The 13,929-nt window shown below is 73.7% G+C and carries 11 protein-coding genes; 5 read left to right on the plus strand and 6 right to left on the minus strand.

The genetic code is table 11. The features are described 5' to 3' along the window. Positions 1-213 precede the first annotated feature (213 nt). A complete protein-coding gene (locus H291_RS0100110; protein WP_020012933.1) occupies positions 214-3,729 on the plus strand; it encodes an AfsR/SARP family transcriptional regulator in 3,516 nt (1,171 codons plus the stop codon). A 69-nt stretch (positions 3,730-3,798) separates the two neighbouring features. Here the strand turns inward: H291_RS0100110 and H291_RS0100115 are convergent, their stop codons facing one another. From H291_RS0100115 to H291_RS0100140, 6 genes are all read right to left on the minus strand, one after another. Next, positions 3,799-4,620 (minus strand): ABC transporter permease, encoded by an 822-nt coding sequence (locus tag H291_RS0100115; RefSeq protein ID WP_020012934.1) that lies wholly within the window; start codon positions 4,618-4,620, stop codon positions 3,799-3,801. Continuing rightward, complete coding sequence (locus tag H291_RS0100120) at positions 4,617-5,612, minus strand: daunorubicin resistance protein DrrA family ABC transporter ATP-binding protein (RefSeq protein WP_020012935.1); 996 nt, start codon at positions 5,610-5,612, stop codon at positions 4,617-4,619. The genes H291_RS0100115 and H291_RS0100120 overlap by 4 nt, the downstream gene beginning before the upstream one ends. 47 nt (positions 5,613-5,659) lie before the next feature. Then, complete coding sequence (locus tag H291_RS0100125; protein ID WP_020012936.1) at positions 5,660-6,607, minus strand: COX15/CtaA family protein; 948 nt, start codon at positions 6,605-6,607, stop codon at positions 5,660-5,662. Between the two features lie 156 nt (positions 6,608-6,763). Then, on the minus strand, positions 6,764-7,978 hold the full coding sequence (locus tag H291_RS0100130; RefSeq protein WP_020012937.1) for a S8 family peptidase: 1,215 nt from the start codon (positions 7,976-7,978) through the stop codon (positions 6,764-6,766). Between the two features lie 139 nt (positions 7,979-8,117). Then, complete coding sequence (locus tag H291_RS0100135; RefSeq protein WP_020012938.1) at positions 8,118-8,891, minus strand: ABC transporter permease; 774 nt, start codon at positions 8,889-8,891, stop codon at positions 8,118-8,120. Beyond that, positions 8,888-9,895 (minus strand): ABC transporter ATP-binding protein, encoded by a 1,008-nt coding sequence (locus H291_RS0100140; protein WP_020012939.1) that lies wholly within the window; start codon positions 9,893-9,895, stop codon positions 8,888-8,890. Before H291_RS0100140 ends, H291_RS0100135 begins: the two co-directional genes overlap by 4 nt. Before the next feature lie 222 nt (positions 9,896-10,117). Here H291_RS0100140 and H291_RS28045 point away from each other — a divergent pair, with 222 nt between their 5' ends. The 4 genes from H291_RS28045 to H291_RS0100160 are packed head-to-tail and all read left to right on the plus strand — an operon-like array spanning position 10,118 to position 13,890. Next, a complete protein-coding gene (locus tag H291_RS28045) occupies positions 10,118-10,909 on the plus strand; it encodes a helix-turn-helix transcriptional regulator (RefSeq protein ID WP_157236624.1) in 792 nt (263 codons plus the stop codon). Next, positions 10,909-12,345 (plus strand): Fe-S cluster assembly protein SufB, encoded by a 1,437-nt coding sequence (gene sufB / locus H291_RS0100150; RefSeq protein WP_020012941.1) that lies wholly within the window; start codon positions 10,909-10,911, stop codon positions 12,343-12,345. Before H291_RS28045 ends, sufB begins: the two co-directional genes overlap by 1 nt. 1 nt (position 12,346) lies before the next feature. Then, positions 12,347-13,549 (plus strand): Fe-S cluster assembly protein SufD, encoded by a 1,203-nt coding sequence (gene sufD / locus H291_RS0100155; protein ID WP_020012942.1) that lies wholly within the window; start codon positions 12,347-12,349, stop codon positions 13,547-13,549. After that, positions 13,546-13,890 (plus strand): non-heme iron oxygenase ferredoxin subunit, encoded by a 345-nt coding sequence (locus H291_RS0100160; protein ID WP_020012943.1) that lies wholly within the window; start codon positions 13,546-13,548, stop codon positions 13,888-13,890. The genes sufD and H291_RS0100160 overlap by 4 nt, the downstream gene beginning before the upstream one ends. Positions 13,891-13,929 lie beyond the last annotated feature (39 nt).

The raw sequence follows: 13,929 nt of genomic DNA on the forward strand, positions 1-13,929 counted from the left end.
TGGGGGCCCGACCCATTCCTGGGCTGACTCAGGGCGGCGGCCGTCGCAGGCCGGCCCGCTGAGGTCGGCAGTTGGGTTGAGTTGTCGGCAGTTGGCATCGAGATCGGCTCAGGGCTGTGCCGAGCTCGATGCCAACTGCCGAGTCTGTGGGGCAAACTGCCGCTGGCGGGTTACAGCGGCGGGCGGCGGTGCCGACGATCTAGAGTGGCGCGCATGGTGCCCGTCAACTCCGCCCAGGGGCCCGGAGCGCGTCCGGACCGGCCCGTGGTGGGAGTTCTCGGTCCGGTCACCGTGCTGTCCGACGCCGGCCCGGTCGCCCCGCGCGGCACCCGCGCCGGTGCACTCGTGGCGCAGCTGGCGCTCGCCGCGCCGCATGCCGTGACGGCGTCCGCCCTCGTCGACGCGCTGTGGGGCGAGGAGCTGCCGGCGAACCCGCGCGCGGCGCTGCAGAGCCTCGTGTCGCGGTTGCGTGCCCTGGGCCCGGACGTCGTGCGGTCCACGACGGCGGGGTACGCGCTCGGGGGCGCGAGCGACCTGGACCAGGCGCGCGCCGCCGTCGCGGAGGCCCGGGAGCTGCTCGCGGCGCCGGACGGCGGGGGAGCGCAGGCCGGCCCGGGTGCCCGGGCGGCGGCGCTGCTGGACGACGCCCTCGCGCTCTGGCGCGGCGAACCCGGCGAGGGACTGGACGACGCCGCACCCGGCGTCGCCGCCGAGCTGCGGTCGACCGCAGCAGGGCTGCGCGACGAGCTCACGACGCTGCGGCGCCGGGCCGCCGTGGCCGCGGGAGACTCCGTCGAGGTCGCGGCGCTCGCCGCGGACGCGCTGGCCGCCGACCCCCTCGACGAGGACGCCGCGCGCGACCTCATGACGGCGCTCGCGGCGTCGGGCCGTCCCGACGAGGCGGTGCGCGTGTTCGGGCGGCTGCGGCACGCGCTGGTCGCCGAGCTGGGCTCCGATCCCGCGCCCGATCTGGTGACGCTGTACGAGCGGATCGTCGGCACCGAGTCCGAGGCGGTCCCGCGTGCCGTCGGGAGATCGGCTGGCGCCGGTCGCTTCGTGCGCGGGCTCCGCGCCGCCGCGACGCCCCTGATCGGCCGCGACGACGACGTCCGCGCCGTCGTCGGCGAGCTCGCGCGGCACCGCGTGGTGACGATCCTCGGCGCGGGCGGGCTCGGCAAGACCCGCCTGGCCCAGGAGGTGGCGCGCACGGTCGCGGAGGACGGGCCGACGCCGGGCTCGCCGGGCGGGATGTCCGTCGCGGTGGCGGAGCTGGCCGGTGTGCGGACCGACGACGACGTGGCGCTCGCGATCGCGGACGGCCTGGGCCTGTCGTCGGCCGCGGCGTCCACCCGCCTGGCCGACCGCCTGCTCGCCGGCGACCTGCGCGACCGCATGGTGGAGCGGGCCCGCGGCGGCCGGACGCTCCTGGTGCTGGACAACTGCGAGCACGTGCCGGACGGCGCCGCCCGCTGGGCGGACGTGCTGCTCTCGGCCGCGCCCGGCCTGCGCATCCTGACCACCAGCCGCGCACCCCTGCAGGTCGCGGCCGAGCAGGTGTACCCGCTGGCGCCGCTCGCGTCGGCCGGCGCGGCGAGCGACTCTGGCGAGGCGAGCGACTCCGGCGCCGGGCGCGGCCCGGCCGTCGAGCTGTTCCGGCAGCGCGCCCTCGCGGCCCGCCCCGGCGCCCAGCTGCCCGACGCCGTCGTCGCACGCCTCTGCGACCGGCTCGACGGGCTGCCGCTGGCGATCGAGCTGGCCGCCGCACGGGTGCGCACGCTGTCGGTCGAGGAGATCGAGCGGCACCTGGGCGCCCGGTTCGCCCTGCTGCGCGGCGGCGACCGCACCGTGCCGGACCGGCACCGCACGCTCGAGGCCGTCATCGAGTGGAGCTGGAACCTGCTGGAGCCCTCGCAGCGCGCGCTGTGGCGCCGGGTCTCCGTGCTGCCCGACGGGCTGTCCGTGCAGGCAGCGGCGGCGCTCGGCCGGCTCGGGCCCGCCGCGGAGGGTGAGGCACCCGCGGTCGGAACCACCGACGCGGTGCCGCTCGACGTGCTCGACGACATCGACGGCCTGGTGCTCCAGTCCCTGCTCGTGGTCGAGGAGGACGCCGCCGCGTCCGGCGGGGCCGGAGGCGCTCCGGCCCCCGTCCGCTACCGGATGCTGGAGACGGTCCGCGAGTTCGGCCTGCTGCGGCTGGCCGAGGCGGGCGAGGACGACGCCGTCCGCGACGCGCTGCTGCGCTGGGGCAAGGACGTGGCGACGTACTGCACGTCGCGGCTGCTCGGGTCCGACCAGGTCGCCGCGATCGGCCTCCTGCGGTGCGAGCACGAGAACCTGCTGTTCGCGATCCGGGCCGCGGCGCGTGCGGGGCGGCCGGACGTCGTCGTGCACGGGTTCGTGGCGCTCGGCGGTGCGTGGACCCTGCGCGGCGCCGAGGACCGCGCGGCCGACCTCGCGCCCGCCGTCCTCGACGCCGTCACGGGCTGGGCGGTCCCGGCCGCGGAGGCCGACGTCACCGCCCTGGCGCTCGCGTACGCGGCGGCCACCACGGCGTTCTCCGGGACGACGGCGAACCTGCGGGCGCTGGCCCGGCTGCGGCGCGTGCTGCGTGACCACGGCGACGCCGTCGGGCCGCGGACCCGGGCGGTGGCGACCATGCTGCTGGCGGGGGAGCCGGGTGCGGTGGTGGGCCTGCGCGACTCGGACGACCCGCTCATCGCCTTCCTGGCCCACCTCGTCATGTCGCAGGAGGCGGAGAACGCCGGGCGGCTCGACGAGGCGCTCGCCGGCGCGGAGCGCGCGTACCAGCTGGCCCAGGGCATCGGCGACGTCGCGAGCCGGGCCGGTGCCGCGATGTTCCTGGCCACCACGGCATTCGGCGCGGGGGACGGCGGGACCGCGAAGCACTGGTCCCGCGTGGCGCGCGAGGGCCTGACGGTGATCGGCGCCGACGGTGCGCTGCGGCAGCTCGACTGGGTGGACCTCGGGGCCGCGATCGCCGACGGCGACCTGGCGGGCGCCGAGCGGATCTGCGCGCGGGTCGAGCGCGCCGGGGACAGGTCGGACCAGGCCGAGCGCGGGGGAGACGAGTCGCGCGCCGTGGTCCGGGCGGGCCGGGCCGAGATCGCGTGGGCGCGGGGCGACGTCGCCGGGGCGCTCGACCTGTACGAGCAGGCCGTGCGGGTGTTCGCGGACCTCACCGTTCCTGGGGGCGACCTGGTGTTCGGTGAGGATGGGGCCTCCGGCGCCGGGGCCGGAGGTGGGGCCGACCCGTCCCCGGCCGCGCCCTGGGCGGTGATCGTCGGGTCCGCGTGGATCGTGCGCCTGGTCGACGCCGGGCAGCACGCGCGGGCGCAGCAGGTGGCCGACGTCGTGCGGCGTCGTGCGGTGGTGCTGTACCGGGAGCTCATGCGGCACATTGCCGACCATCCCGTGCTCGGCACGGTCTGCCTCGCGCTGGGCGCGGTGCTCGCGTCGGGCGGGGCGAGGGCCGCCGTCGGGCTGGAGCTGCTGGCCCTGGCCGAGGTGCTGGGCTCCCGGCAGGACTTCATGGCGCTGCGCCGCGAGCCGGTCCTCGCGGCGGCTGCCGAGCGGCACGGCACCGACGCGGTGGCCGCCGCGCGGGCCCGCATCGCGGCGCTCCCGCGCGACACCCTGGCGGCGCACGCCCTCACGAGGCTCGAGACGCTCACGGCAGAGCCGGTGAACGTAGGGGTGGTCGCTCCATGAGGGCTCATGGAGCGACCACCCCTACGTTCGGCGCCCCGCCCCGCCGCGACAGCGACAGCGGCGGCCGCCTCAGGCCTTGCGGAGGTAGGCCCGGACCGCGATCGGCGCGAAGATCACCACGACGACGGCCGCGCTGAGCAGCGTCCAGCCGACATCGGCGGTGACCAGGCCCTCGTTCGCCAGCGTGCGCACGGCGGAGACCAGGTGCGACACCGGGTTCACGTTCACGAACGCCTGCATCCAGCCCGGCAGGGTGTCGACCTCGACGAAGGCGTTGGACAGGAAGGTCAGCGGGAACAGGACCATGAACGAGACGCCCTGCACGAACGTGGCCGAGCGCGCGATCACGCCGATGTAGGCGAAGATCCAGCTCAGGGCCCACGCGCAGACGATCACGAGCAGGCCGGCGAGCACCACGCCGCCGAAGCCGCCGCCTGGGCGCCAGCCCATCACGATGCCGGTCAGGAACGTGATGGTGGTCGCGACGACGTAGCGGACGGTGTCGGCCAGCAGCGCCCCGGCGAGCGGCGCGATGCGCGCGATCGGCAGGGATCGGAAGCGGTCGAACACCCCCTTGTCCATGTCCTCCCGGAGCTGGACGCCGGTCACCACGGAGGCCGTGATCACGGTCTGCGCGAGGATGCCCGGGATGATCAGCGGCAGGTACGCCGCCACGCTGCCCGAGACGGCGCCGCCGAACAGGTACGTGAACATCAGCGTGAAGATGATCGGCTGGAAGGTCACGTCGATGAGCTGCTCGGGCGTGTGCCGCACCTTGAGCAGACCGCGGTAGGCCATGGTGACCGACTGCGAGACGGTGGTGGCCAGCCCGATCCGCGCCGGTCGGGGCGTGACGGGGCTGGGCGCTGGGGCGAGGGTCGCGGTGGTCATGCGTTCACCTTCTCGGTGTGGTCGGATGCGGGGCCGGCCGGGGCGGTGTCGTCGTCGGCGGCGTGGCCCGTGAGGGTCAGGAAGACCTCGTCCAGGCTCGGCTTGTCGAGGCTCACCGAGTCGATGGCCACGCTCGCCTCGCGGAACCGGACGAGCAGGTCGGCGACGGCCTCGGCGTGGGGGACGGGCACGGTGATGCGCAGCCCCTCCGGGGCGACGGTCCCCGCGGTGCCGAAGACCTGCTGCACCAGGCTGAGAGCGGTGCCCAGGTCGCCCGACTCGGCGAGCCCGACCTGCAGCGACTGGGCGCCCACGGTGGCCTTGAGCTCGTCGGCGGTGCCCTCGGCCACGACCTTGCCGCGGTCGATGACGGCGATCCGGTCGGCGAGCTGGTCGGCCTCGTCGAGGTACTGGGTGGTCAGCAGCACGGTGGAGCCGTCCGCGACCAGGCGGCGGATGGTGTCCCACATCTGGTTGCGGGTGCGCGGGTCCAGGCCGGTCGTGGGCTCGTCCAGGAAGATGAGCGGCGGCCGGGCGATCAGGCTCGCCGCCAGGTCGAGCCGGCGGCGCATGCCGCCCGAGTAGTCGCGCAGGGGCCGCTTGGCGGCCTCCGTCAGGGAGAACTCCTCCAGGAGCTCGGCGGCCTTGGCCCGCGCGGCACGCGACGACAGGCCGAGCAGGCGGCCGAAGACCACCAGGTTCTCGGTGGCGCTCAGCGTCTCGTCGACGGAGGCGTACTGGCCCGTCACGCCGATGAGGGAGCGCACGGCGGCGGCGTCGCGGACGACGTCGTACCCGAGCACGCGGGCCTCGCCGCCGTCGGGCCGCAGCAGGGTGGCGAGCATGCGGATGGTCGTGGTCTTGCCCGCGCCGTTGGGCCCGAGCACGCCGTAGACGGTCCCGGTGCGGACGGTGAGGTCGACGCCGTCCACGGCGCGGTTGTCGCCGAAGATCTTGACGAGGCCCTGTGCCTCGATCGCGTTCGTGTTCATGGCCCCAGCGTGCGTGGGGCCGCTCGCACGGGGCTGTCAGACCGCTGTCACGCCGCGGCCACCGCTGTCACGTCCCGCACCCGCGTCGTCAGCCACACCCGGGTGGTGCCCGCGATCAGCGCAGCCGCGCCGATCATGTGCAGCCCGACCAGCAGCTCCGGCAGGTCCGTGAAGTACTGGACGTACCCGATCAGGCCCTGCGCCAGCGTGATGACCAGCAGGATCACGGCCGCACGGCGCACCGTGCCGGGGCCCCGGCGGACCGCCACGAGCACGGCGACCAGCGCCACCAGGAAGACCCACACCGCGGCCGCGTGCCACTTGGTCAGGAGCGCGGGGTCGATGGCGAACCGGTAGCCCACCTCGGAGTCGCCGCTGTGCGGGCCGGCCCCCGTGGTGAGCACGCCGAGCACCACGACGACGGCGGTCAGCCCGGCCAGCACCCAGGTCAGGGTGCGCACCTGCGGCGTGACCACGAGGCGGGGGGCGGCGTCGCCCTCGTCGTGTCGGTGCAGCATGTAGAGGGACACCGCGACCAGCGCGCCCGAGACGGCGAAGTGCAGGGACACCCAGCCCGGGTGCAGGTGCAGCAGCACCACGATGCCGCCGATCAGGGCCTGCATCAGCACGCCGACGCCGGGCACCAGGCCGAGCATCCGGTACGACGCGGTGCGCTTGAGGTCGGTGCAGACCAGCACCGCGACGAGCACGGCGATGACCCCCAGCACCCCCGTCAGCGTGCGGTTCCCGAACTCGATGAACGGGTGCAGGGTGGTGGCCTCGTGGAACACCGGGGTGAAGCTGCCGGGCTCGCACTGGGGCCACGTGGAGCAGCCCAGGCCGGAGTCGGTCAGGCGCACGGCGCCGCCGGTCCCGATGATGCCGATCTGGCCGATCAGGTTCGCGATCAGGACGGCGCGGGTCCAGTGCCGGAAGCGGTCCACGCGGCCGGGGAGCGCGTCGATCCAGGAGGTGGGGGCGGCGGGTGCGGTCACGGGTCCCACGCTAGTGCCCGCCGGGGACGACGCCTCCCGTGCCGGTCCCGCACCGGGTGTGATTCTTTGCCGACTACCTGTCAGGAACGCCACAGACGTGTCAGACGCTCAGATCACCGGGGTGACCTGAGCGTCTGACACGGGCGGGAGGGACGGTCAGAGACCGCCGACGTTGAGCAGCAGGTTCGGCGAACCGGTGCCCGGGTCGGTCACGACGTCGGCCACGGCGGCGCCGGTGAGGGCGTCACCGACCTCGGCCGGCGTCGCGCTCGGGTTGCCGCCCAGGACGAGCGCGGCGGCGCCCGCGACGTGCGGCGTGGCCATCGAGGTACCGCTGATGGTGTTCGTGTCGCTGTCACCCGTGTACCAGGCCGACGTGATGTCGGTGCCCGGCGCGAAGATGTCCACGCAGGTGCCGATGTTGGAGTACACGGCACGTGCGTCCGTGTCCTCGGTGGCGCCCACCGTGATCGCCTCGGGGGTGGAGCTCGGCGAGCCGTCGCACGCGTCGGCGGCGTAGTCGTTGCCGGCGGCCAGCGCGAAGGTGACGCCGTCCGCGACGGCCGCGGAGACGGCGTCGTTCACGGCCTGCGAGAAGCCGCCGCCCAGGGACATGTTGGCCACCGCGGGCTCGCCCGCCTCGTGGTCGGCCGTGACCCAGTCGATGCCGGCGATCACGCCGTCGAAGCTGCCCGAGCCGGAGCAGTCCAGCACGCGCACGCCGACGAGCGAGACGTCCTTGGCCACGCCGTAGGCCGAGCCGCCGACGGTGCCCGCGACGTGCGTGCCGTGGCCCGCGCAGTCGGTGGCGTCGTCGTCGCCGTCCACGGTGTCGGTGCCGCTGACCGCGCGGCCGCCGAAGTCCTCGTGGCTGTTCAGGATGCCGGTGTCGATGATGTACGCCGTCACGCCCGAGCCCGAGTTCCCGTAGGTGTAGGAGTCGTCGAGCGGCAGGGCCTCCTGGTCGATGCGGTCCAGGCCCCAGGAGGGGACCGGCGACTGCGTGTCGGACGCGGTCATCACGCGGTTCTGCTCCACGTACGCCACGGACGGGTCCGCCTCGAGCCGCTCGGCCTGCTCCGCCGACATCGACGCCGAGAAGCCGCGCACCGCGTTGGTGTACGAGTGGCGCACCTCGCCGCCGTACTCCTGCACCAGGCTGCTGGCGGCGCTCCGGACCTGCTTCTTGCTGACGTCGCTGTCCTTGAGGACCACGATGTACGAGTCCTCGATCAGCGCGCCCGCGACGGGCGCGGGCGCCTCGTCCGGTGCCGCCGAGGTCATGGCCGCTGCCGCCGGGGCCGCCGCGAGGGCGATCGCGATGCCGGCACCGACGATCAGCCGACGGCGGTTGCTGTGAGTGGAAGTCACGCTGCCTCCCTGGGGAATGTAGGTGAAGTGAACCCTAAATGGGCAAATTTCACCCGCCAACCTCACGAAAAGGTCATACCGCCCGGGTATGCGTGTGTGGTAGGTGGTTTCCCGGTGGGGCCTGCGGCCGCAGCAGAGATCAGTGCCAGCGGAAGAGCCGGGCCGCGCCCGCGCCCAGCGCCGCCGTCCAGGCCAGCAGCACCACCACGGAGAACGGCGGAACGGCGCCGTACAGCAGCGCGCCCCGCATCGCCTCGCCCAGCGCGCCGGACGGCAGCAGCACCGCCACGTGCGACAGCGGCCCCGCGAGCTGCTGCGCGGGCAGCAGCACGCCGCCGCCCACGGTGAGCAGCACGAGCACCAGGTTGGCCACGGCGAGCACGCCCTCGGCGCGCAGGGTCCCGGCGAGCAGCAGGGCCAGGGCGGTGAACGCGGCGGTGCCCAGCAGCCCCGCGCCGACGACGGCGGGCAGCGCGCCCAGCTCCGGCCGCCAGCCGAGCGCCACGGCGACGCCGCAGATCACGACCACCTGCACCACCTCGACGGCGAGCACGCCGAGCACCTTGCCGGCCAGCAGCCCCGACCGGCCGAGCGGCGTGGTCGCCATCAGGCGCAGGACGCCGTTGCGCCGGTCGAAAGCCGTGGCGATCGCCTGCGACGTGAACGCCGTCGACATGACGGCCAGCGCGAGCACGCCGGGCGTCACGAAGTCGACCCGGGAGAACCCGTGCGTGTCCAGGTCGATGAACGACGTGCGCACCAGCGCGAACAGGACCAGCACGGGCAGCACGATCGTGACGAGCAGCTGCTCGCCGTTGCGCAGGATCGCGCGGGTCTCGAAGGACGCCTGGGCTGCGATCCGACGGAGGACGGGGGCGGCCGCAGGCTCGGCCCGCAGTGTGGGTGCGCTCATCGCAGGTTCCTCCCCGTCAGGTCGAGGAACACGTCCTCGAGAGTGCGGCTACCGGTGGTGACCGACCGGGCGAGCACGCCCCGCTCGGCGAGCCAGCCGGTCACCGCGGCGACGGCCGCCGGGTCCACGGCCCCGGTCAGCGTGTAGACGCCGGCCTCGCTCTCGCCCACCACCCAGTCGCCGGGCAGCGCGGCGCGCAGCCCCGTCAGGTCCAGCCCCGCGGCCGCCTCGACGCGGATCGAGCTCGGCCCGGCACCGGCGCCGTCGGTCAGCTCGCGGACGCTCCCGGACGCGATCACGCGGCCGTGGTCCACGACGTGCACGTGGTCGGCCAGGTCGGCAGCCTCGTCCATGAGGTGCGTGGTCAGCACGATCGCGACGCCGTCGGCCCGCAGCTCGCGCACCAGGTCCCACACGGCGCGCCGGCTCTGCGGGTCCATACCCGCGCTCGGCTCGTCGAGGAAGACGACGTCGGGCCGCCCGATCACCGCTGCGGCCAGCGCCACGCGCTGCCGCTGCCCGCCGGACAGACGGCGCACGGTGGTGCGGGCGAAGCCGTGCAGGCCGAGGCGTTCGGCGAGCTCGTCCACGGGGCGCGGCGCCGCGTACATGGCGGCGACGTGCCGCAGCAGCTCCAGCGCGCGCACGCCGGTGGGCAGGCCGCCGTCCTGCAGCATGACGCCGACCCGCGGGCGTAGCGCGCGGGCGTCGGCCACGGGGTCGTGGCCGAGCACGCGGACGGTGCCGCCGTCGGGGGAGCGCAGGCCCTCGCAGCACTCGATGGTGGTCGTCTTGCCGGCACCGTTGGGGCCGAGGACGGCGGTGACGGCGCCGCGGCGGGCGACCAGGTCGAGGCCGTCCACGACGGCGCGGCCGTCGTAGCGTTTGACGAGCCCGCGCACCTGGACGGCGACCTCGTGGTCGGCACCGGCGGGGCTGGCTGTGGCGGCGCTCGCGGTGGCCGCCTGGGCGGGGTCGATCGCGGGCGCGTCGGACAGGGGCACCGCACAATCGTAGGCGGCGGCGCGGACCGGCGGCGTCGTCGGGCGTGACCTGGGCGTGGACCGGGCGTGTGAGATGTGTCGCGATCGGGCGCAACTGAGGGTCGCCTTCCTTGCGCATCTCGAATTAGGGAACAAGGATGTTCCCAAAAGCATTGGCGTCTACGCAGGCGTGCACCCCGGGTGAAGTCTGCCCCCGGACCGACGGACGAGGAGGTGACCAGCATGAGCGCGACAGCACAGGTGTCCGCCGGGCACGCGGAGAGCCACCACTCGGCGAGCCACGAGACCGACGGCACCACGCGGCGGCGCGTGCTCGAGCTCGTCGCCTCCCGCGGTCCGGTCACGGCGGGTGCGCTGGCCGCGGTGCTGGGGCTGACCGCCCCGGCCGTGCGCCGGCACCTCACCCTCCTGGAGGAGGACGGCAAGATCACCGTCCACGAGGCGACGCCGTCGGGCGCCCCGCGCCGCGGGCGTCCCGCCCGCCGGTACGTGGTCACCAGCGGCGGCCAGTCCGAGCTGGCCGGCGGCTACCAGGAGATCGCCCGGCAGGTGCTGCGGTTCCTCAGGGAGACGGGCGGCAGCGCGGCCGTGGCGGGCTTCGCCAAGGAGCGGTTCGACGCCGTGGCCCGCAGCTACGCGCCGCACCTGACCGCCCCCGACGCCGAGGGCCGCGCCGCCCAGCTCGTCCAGCTGCTGTCGGCCGACGGCTACGCCGCCTCCGTGCGGCCCGTGCCCGCGCCGCTGACCGGCCCCACGGCCGGTGTCGTGGCGCCCGCGGTCCAGCTCTGCCAGGGGCACTGCCCGGTCCAGCACGTGGCCGAGGAGTTCCCCGAGCTGTGCGAGCAGGAGGCCCGCGCGTTCAGCGAGCTGCTGGGCTCGCACGTGCAACGGCTGGCGACGATCGCCGGCGGCGCGCACGCTTGCACGACCAACATCCCCGTGACCGCCTCGGCCCACCAGGGCACGGGCGGCCCGAGACCCTTCCCCGCGACGACCCCCACCGAAGGAAAGTGATGAGCGCAGAAACGCAAGCGCCAGAGCAGCGCTCCGACGACGAGATCATCGCCAGCATCGGCGCGTACGAGTACGGCTGGCACGACAGCGACGAAGCCGGCGCGATCGCCCAGCGTGGCCTGAACGAGGACGTGGTCCGCAACATCTCGGCCCTGAAGAAGGAGCCCGAGTGGATGCTGAACCAGCGTCTCAAGGCGCTGCGTCTCTTCGGCAAGAAGCCGATGCCGAGCTGGGGCTCCGACCTGTCGGGCATCGACTTCGACAAGATCAAGTACTTCGTGCGGTCCACGGAGAAGCAGGCCACCTCCTGGGAGGAGCTGCCCGAGGACATCAAGGCCACGTACGACCGGCTCGGCATCCCGGAGGCGGAGAAGCAGCGCCTCGTCGCGGGTGTCGCCGCGCAGTACGAGTCCGAGGTCGTCTACCACCAGATCCGTGAGGACCTGGAGGAGCAGGGCGTCATCTTCGTCGACACCGACACCGGCCTGCGCGACTACCCGGAGCTCTTCCAGGAGTACTTCGGCACGGTCATCCCGTCGGGCGACAACAAGTTCGCCGCGCTGAACTCGGCCGTGTGGTCGGGCGGCTCGTTCGTCTACGTGCCGCCGGGCGTGCACGTGGAGATCCCGCTGCAGGCCTACTTCCGGATCAACACCGAGAACATGGGCCAGTTCGAGCGCACGCTGATCATCGCCGACGAGGGCAGCTACGTGCACTACGTCGAGGGCTGCACGGCGCCGATCTACACGTCGGACTCCCTGCACTCGGCCGTCGTCGAGATCGTCGTCAAGAAGAACGCCCGCGTGCGCTACACGACGATCCAGAACTGGTCGAACAACGTGTACAACCTGGTGACCAAGCGGGCCACCGCGGCCGAGGGCGCCACCATGGAGTGGGTCGACGGCAACATCGGCTCGAAGGTCACCATGAAGTACCCGGCGATCTACCTGCTGGGCGAGCACGCCCGCGGCGAGACGCTGTCCATCGCCTTCGCGGGCGAGGGCCAGCACCAGGACGCGGGCGCCAAGATGGTCCACGCGGCACCGAACACGTCGTCGTCGATCGTCAGCAAGTCCGTGGCGCGCGGCGGCGGCCGCACGTCGTACCGCGGTCTGGTGCAGGTGCTCGAGGGCGCCTCCCACTCCGCGTCCAACGTCCTCTGCGACGCGCTGCTGGTGGACCAGATCTCCCGCAGCGACACCTACCCGTACGTGGACGTCCGTGAGGACGACGTGTCCATGGGGCACGAGGCCACGGTCTCGCGGGTGAGCGAGGACCAGCTGTTCTACCTCATGTCCCGAGGCATGGAGGAGACCGAGGCCATGGCCATGATCGTGCGCGGGTTCGTCGAGCCCATCGCGCGCGAGCTGCCCATGGAGTACGCACTCGAGCTCAACCGCCTCATCGAGCTGCAGATGGAAGGGTCCGTCGGCTGACATGACTCTCACGACCGATCACTCGCGCGCTGTTGCCGACGGCGCCCACTCCCACGGCGCCGTCAAGCCCCAGGGCTCCCGAGCCGAGCGCCTCACGTCCTTCTCCCTGGAGGACATCCCCGTACCGAACGGACGCGAGGAGGAGTGGCGCTTCTCGCCGGCCGACCGCCTCCAGCCGCTGTTCCAGTCGGACCTCGGCTCCTCGGGCGTCACGGTCGAGGTGACCGCCGCCCCCGAGGTCAAGGTGGAGACCGTCGCCCGCGACGACGCCCGCCTCGGCACCGCCGGCAAGCCCGGCGACCGCACGGCCGTCACCGCCTGGAACGCGTTCCAGCAGGCCACCGTCGTGACGGTGCCGGCGGAGGCCATCGCCTCCGACGTCACCTCCGTGCGTCTGCAGGGCGTGTCGACCGACGCGACCGCCGCCCACGTGCTGGTCCGCGCCGAGCGGCACTCCGAGGCCGTCGTGGTCATCGACCACAACGGCGTCGGCTCGCTCTCCGAGACCGTCGAGATCGTGGTCGAGGACGGCGCGCACCTGACCGTCGTCAGCGTCCAGGACTGGGCCGAGGGTGCCGTGCACGCCTCGTCGCACCGGGCGCGCATCGGCCGCGACGCCAAGCTCAAGCACGTCGTGGTGACGTTCGGCGGCGACGTCGTGCGCATCACGCCCGACGCCGAGTTCACCGCCGAGGGCGGCGACGTCGAGATGGTGGGCCTGTACTTCGCGGACACCGACCAGCACCAGGAGCACCGCCTCTTCGTGGACCACGCCGTGCCGGAGTGCAAGTCGCGCGTGACCTACAAGGGCGCGCTGCAGGGCTCCGGGGCGCACACCGTGTGGGTGGGCGACGTCCTGATCCGGGCGAACGCCGAGAACACCGACACCTACGAGCTCAACCGCAACCTGGTCCTCACGGACGGCGCGCGCGCGGACTCGGTGCCGAACCTCGAGATCGAGACCGGCGAGATCGCCGGCGCCGGCCACGCCAGCGCCACCGGCCGCTTCGACGACGAGCAGCTCTTCTACCTCCAGGCCCGGGGCATCCCCGAGATCGAGGCCCGTCGTCTCGTCGTGCGCGGCTTCTTCGCCGAGCTCATCCACGAGATCGGCGTCCCGTCGGTCGAGGAGCGCCTGCTCGCCTCCATCGAGGCCGAGCTGGAGAAGTCGATGAGCGTCATCACCGGGGCTCCGACCGCATGACCGCGCAGCTGGCCTGCATGACCGACGACCTGGGACCGGAGGAGGCGATGCTCGTGGAGCTCGACGGCGCCGACGGCGCCCCGGTCCCGGTCGCGGTGGCCCGCGACGCCGACGGCAACTTCCACGCCGTCTCGGACATCTGCTCGCACGGCGCCGTCTCGCTGTCCGACGGCGAGGTCGAGGGCTGCCTCGTGGAGTGCTGGCTGCACGGTTCCCAGTTCGACCTGCGGACCGGCATGCCCGTCCAGCTCCCGGCGATCCGCCCCGTGCCGGTCTACCCGGTGACGCTCGACGGGGACAAGGTGCTCGTCGACATCGACGTGACCGTCCCCGTCTCCTGAACCACACATTCTTGAACCACTGACTTCGCAACCCTGGAG

The organism is Promicromonospora sukumoe 327MFSha3.1, assembly GCF_000385135.1.
In the GTDB taxonomy this organism is placed as follows: Bacteria; Actinomycetota; Actinomycetes; order Actinomycetales; family Cellulomonadaceae; genus Promicromonospora; species Promicromonospora sukumoe_B.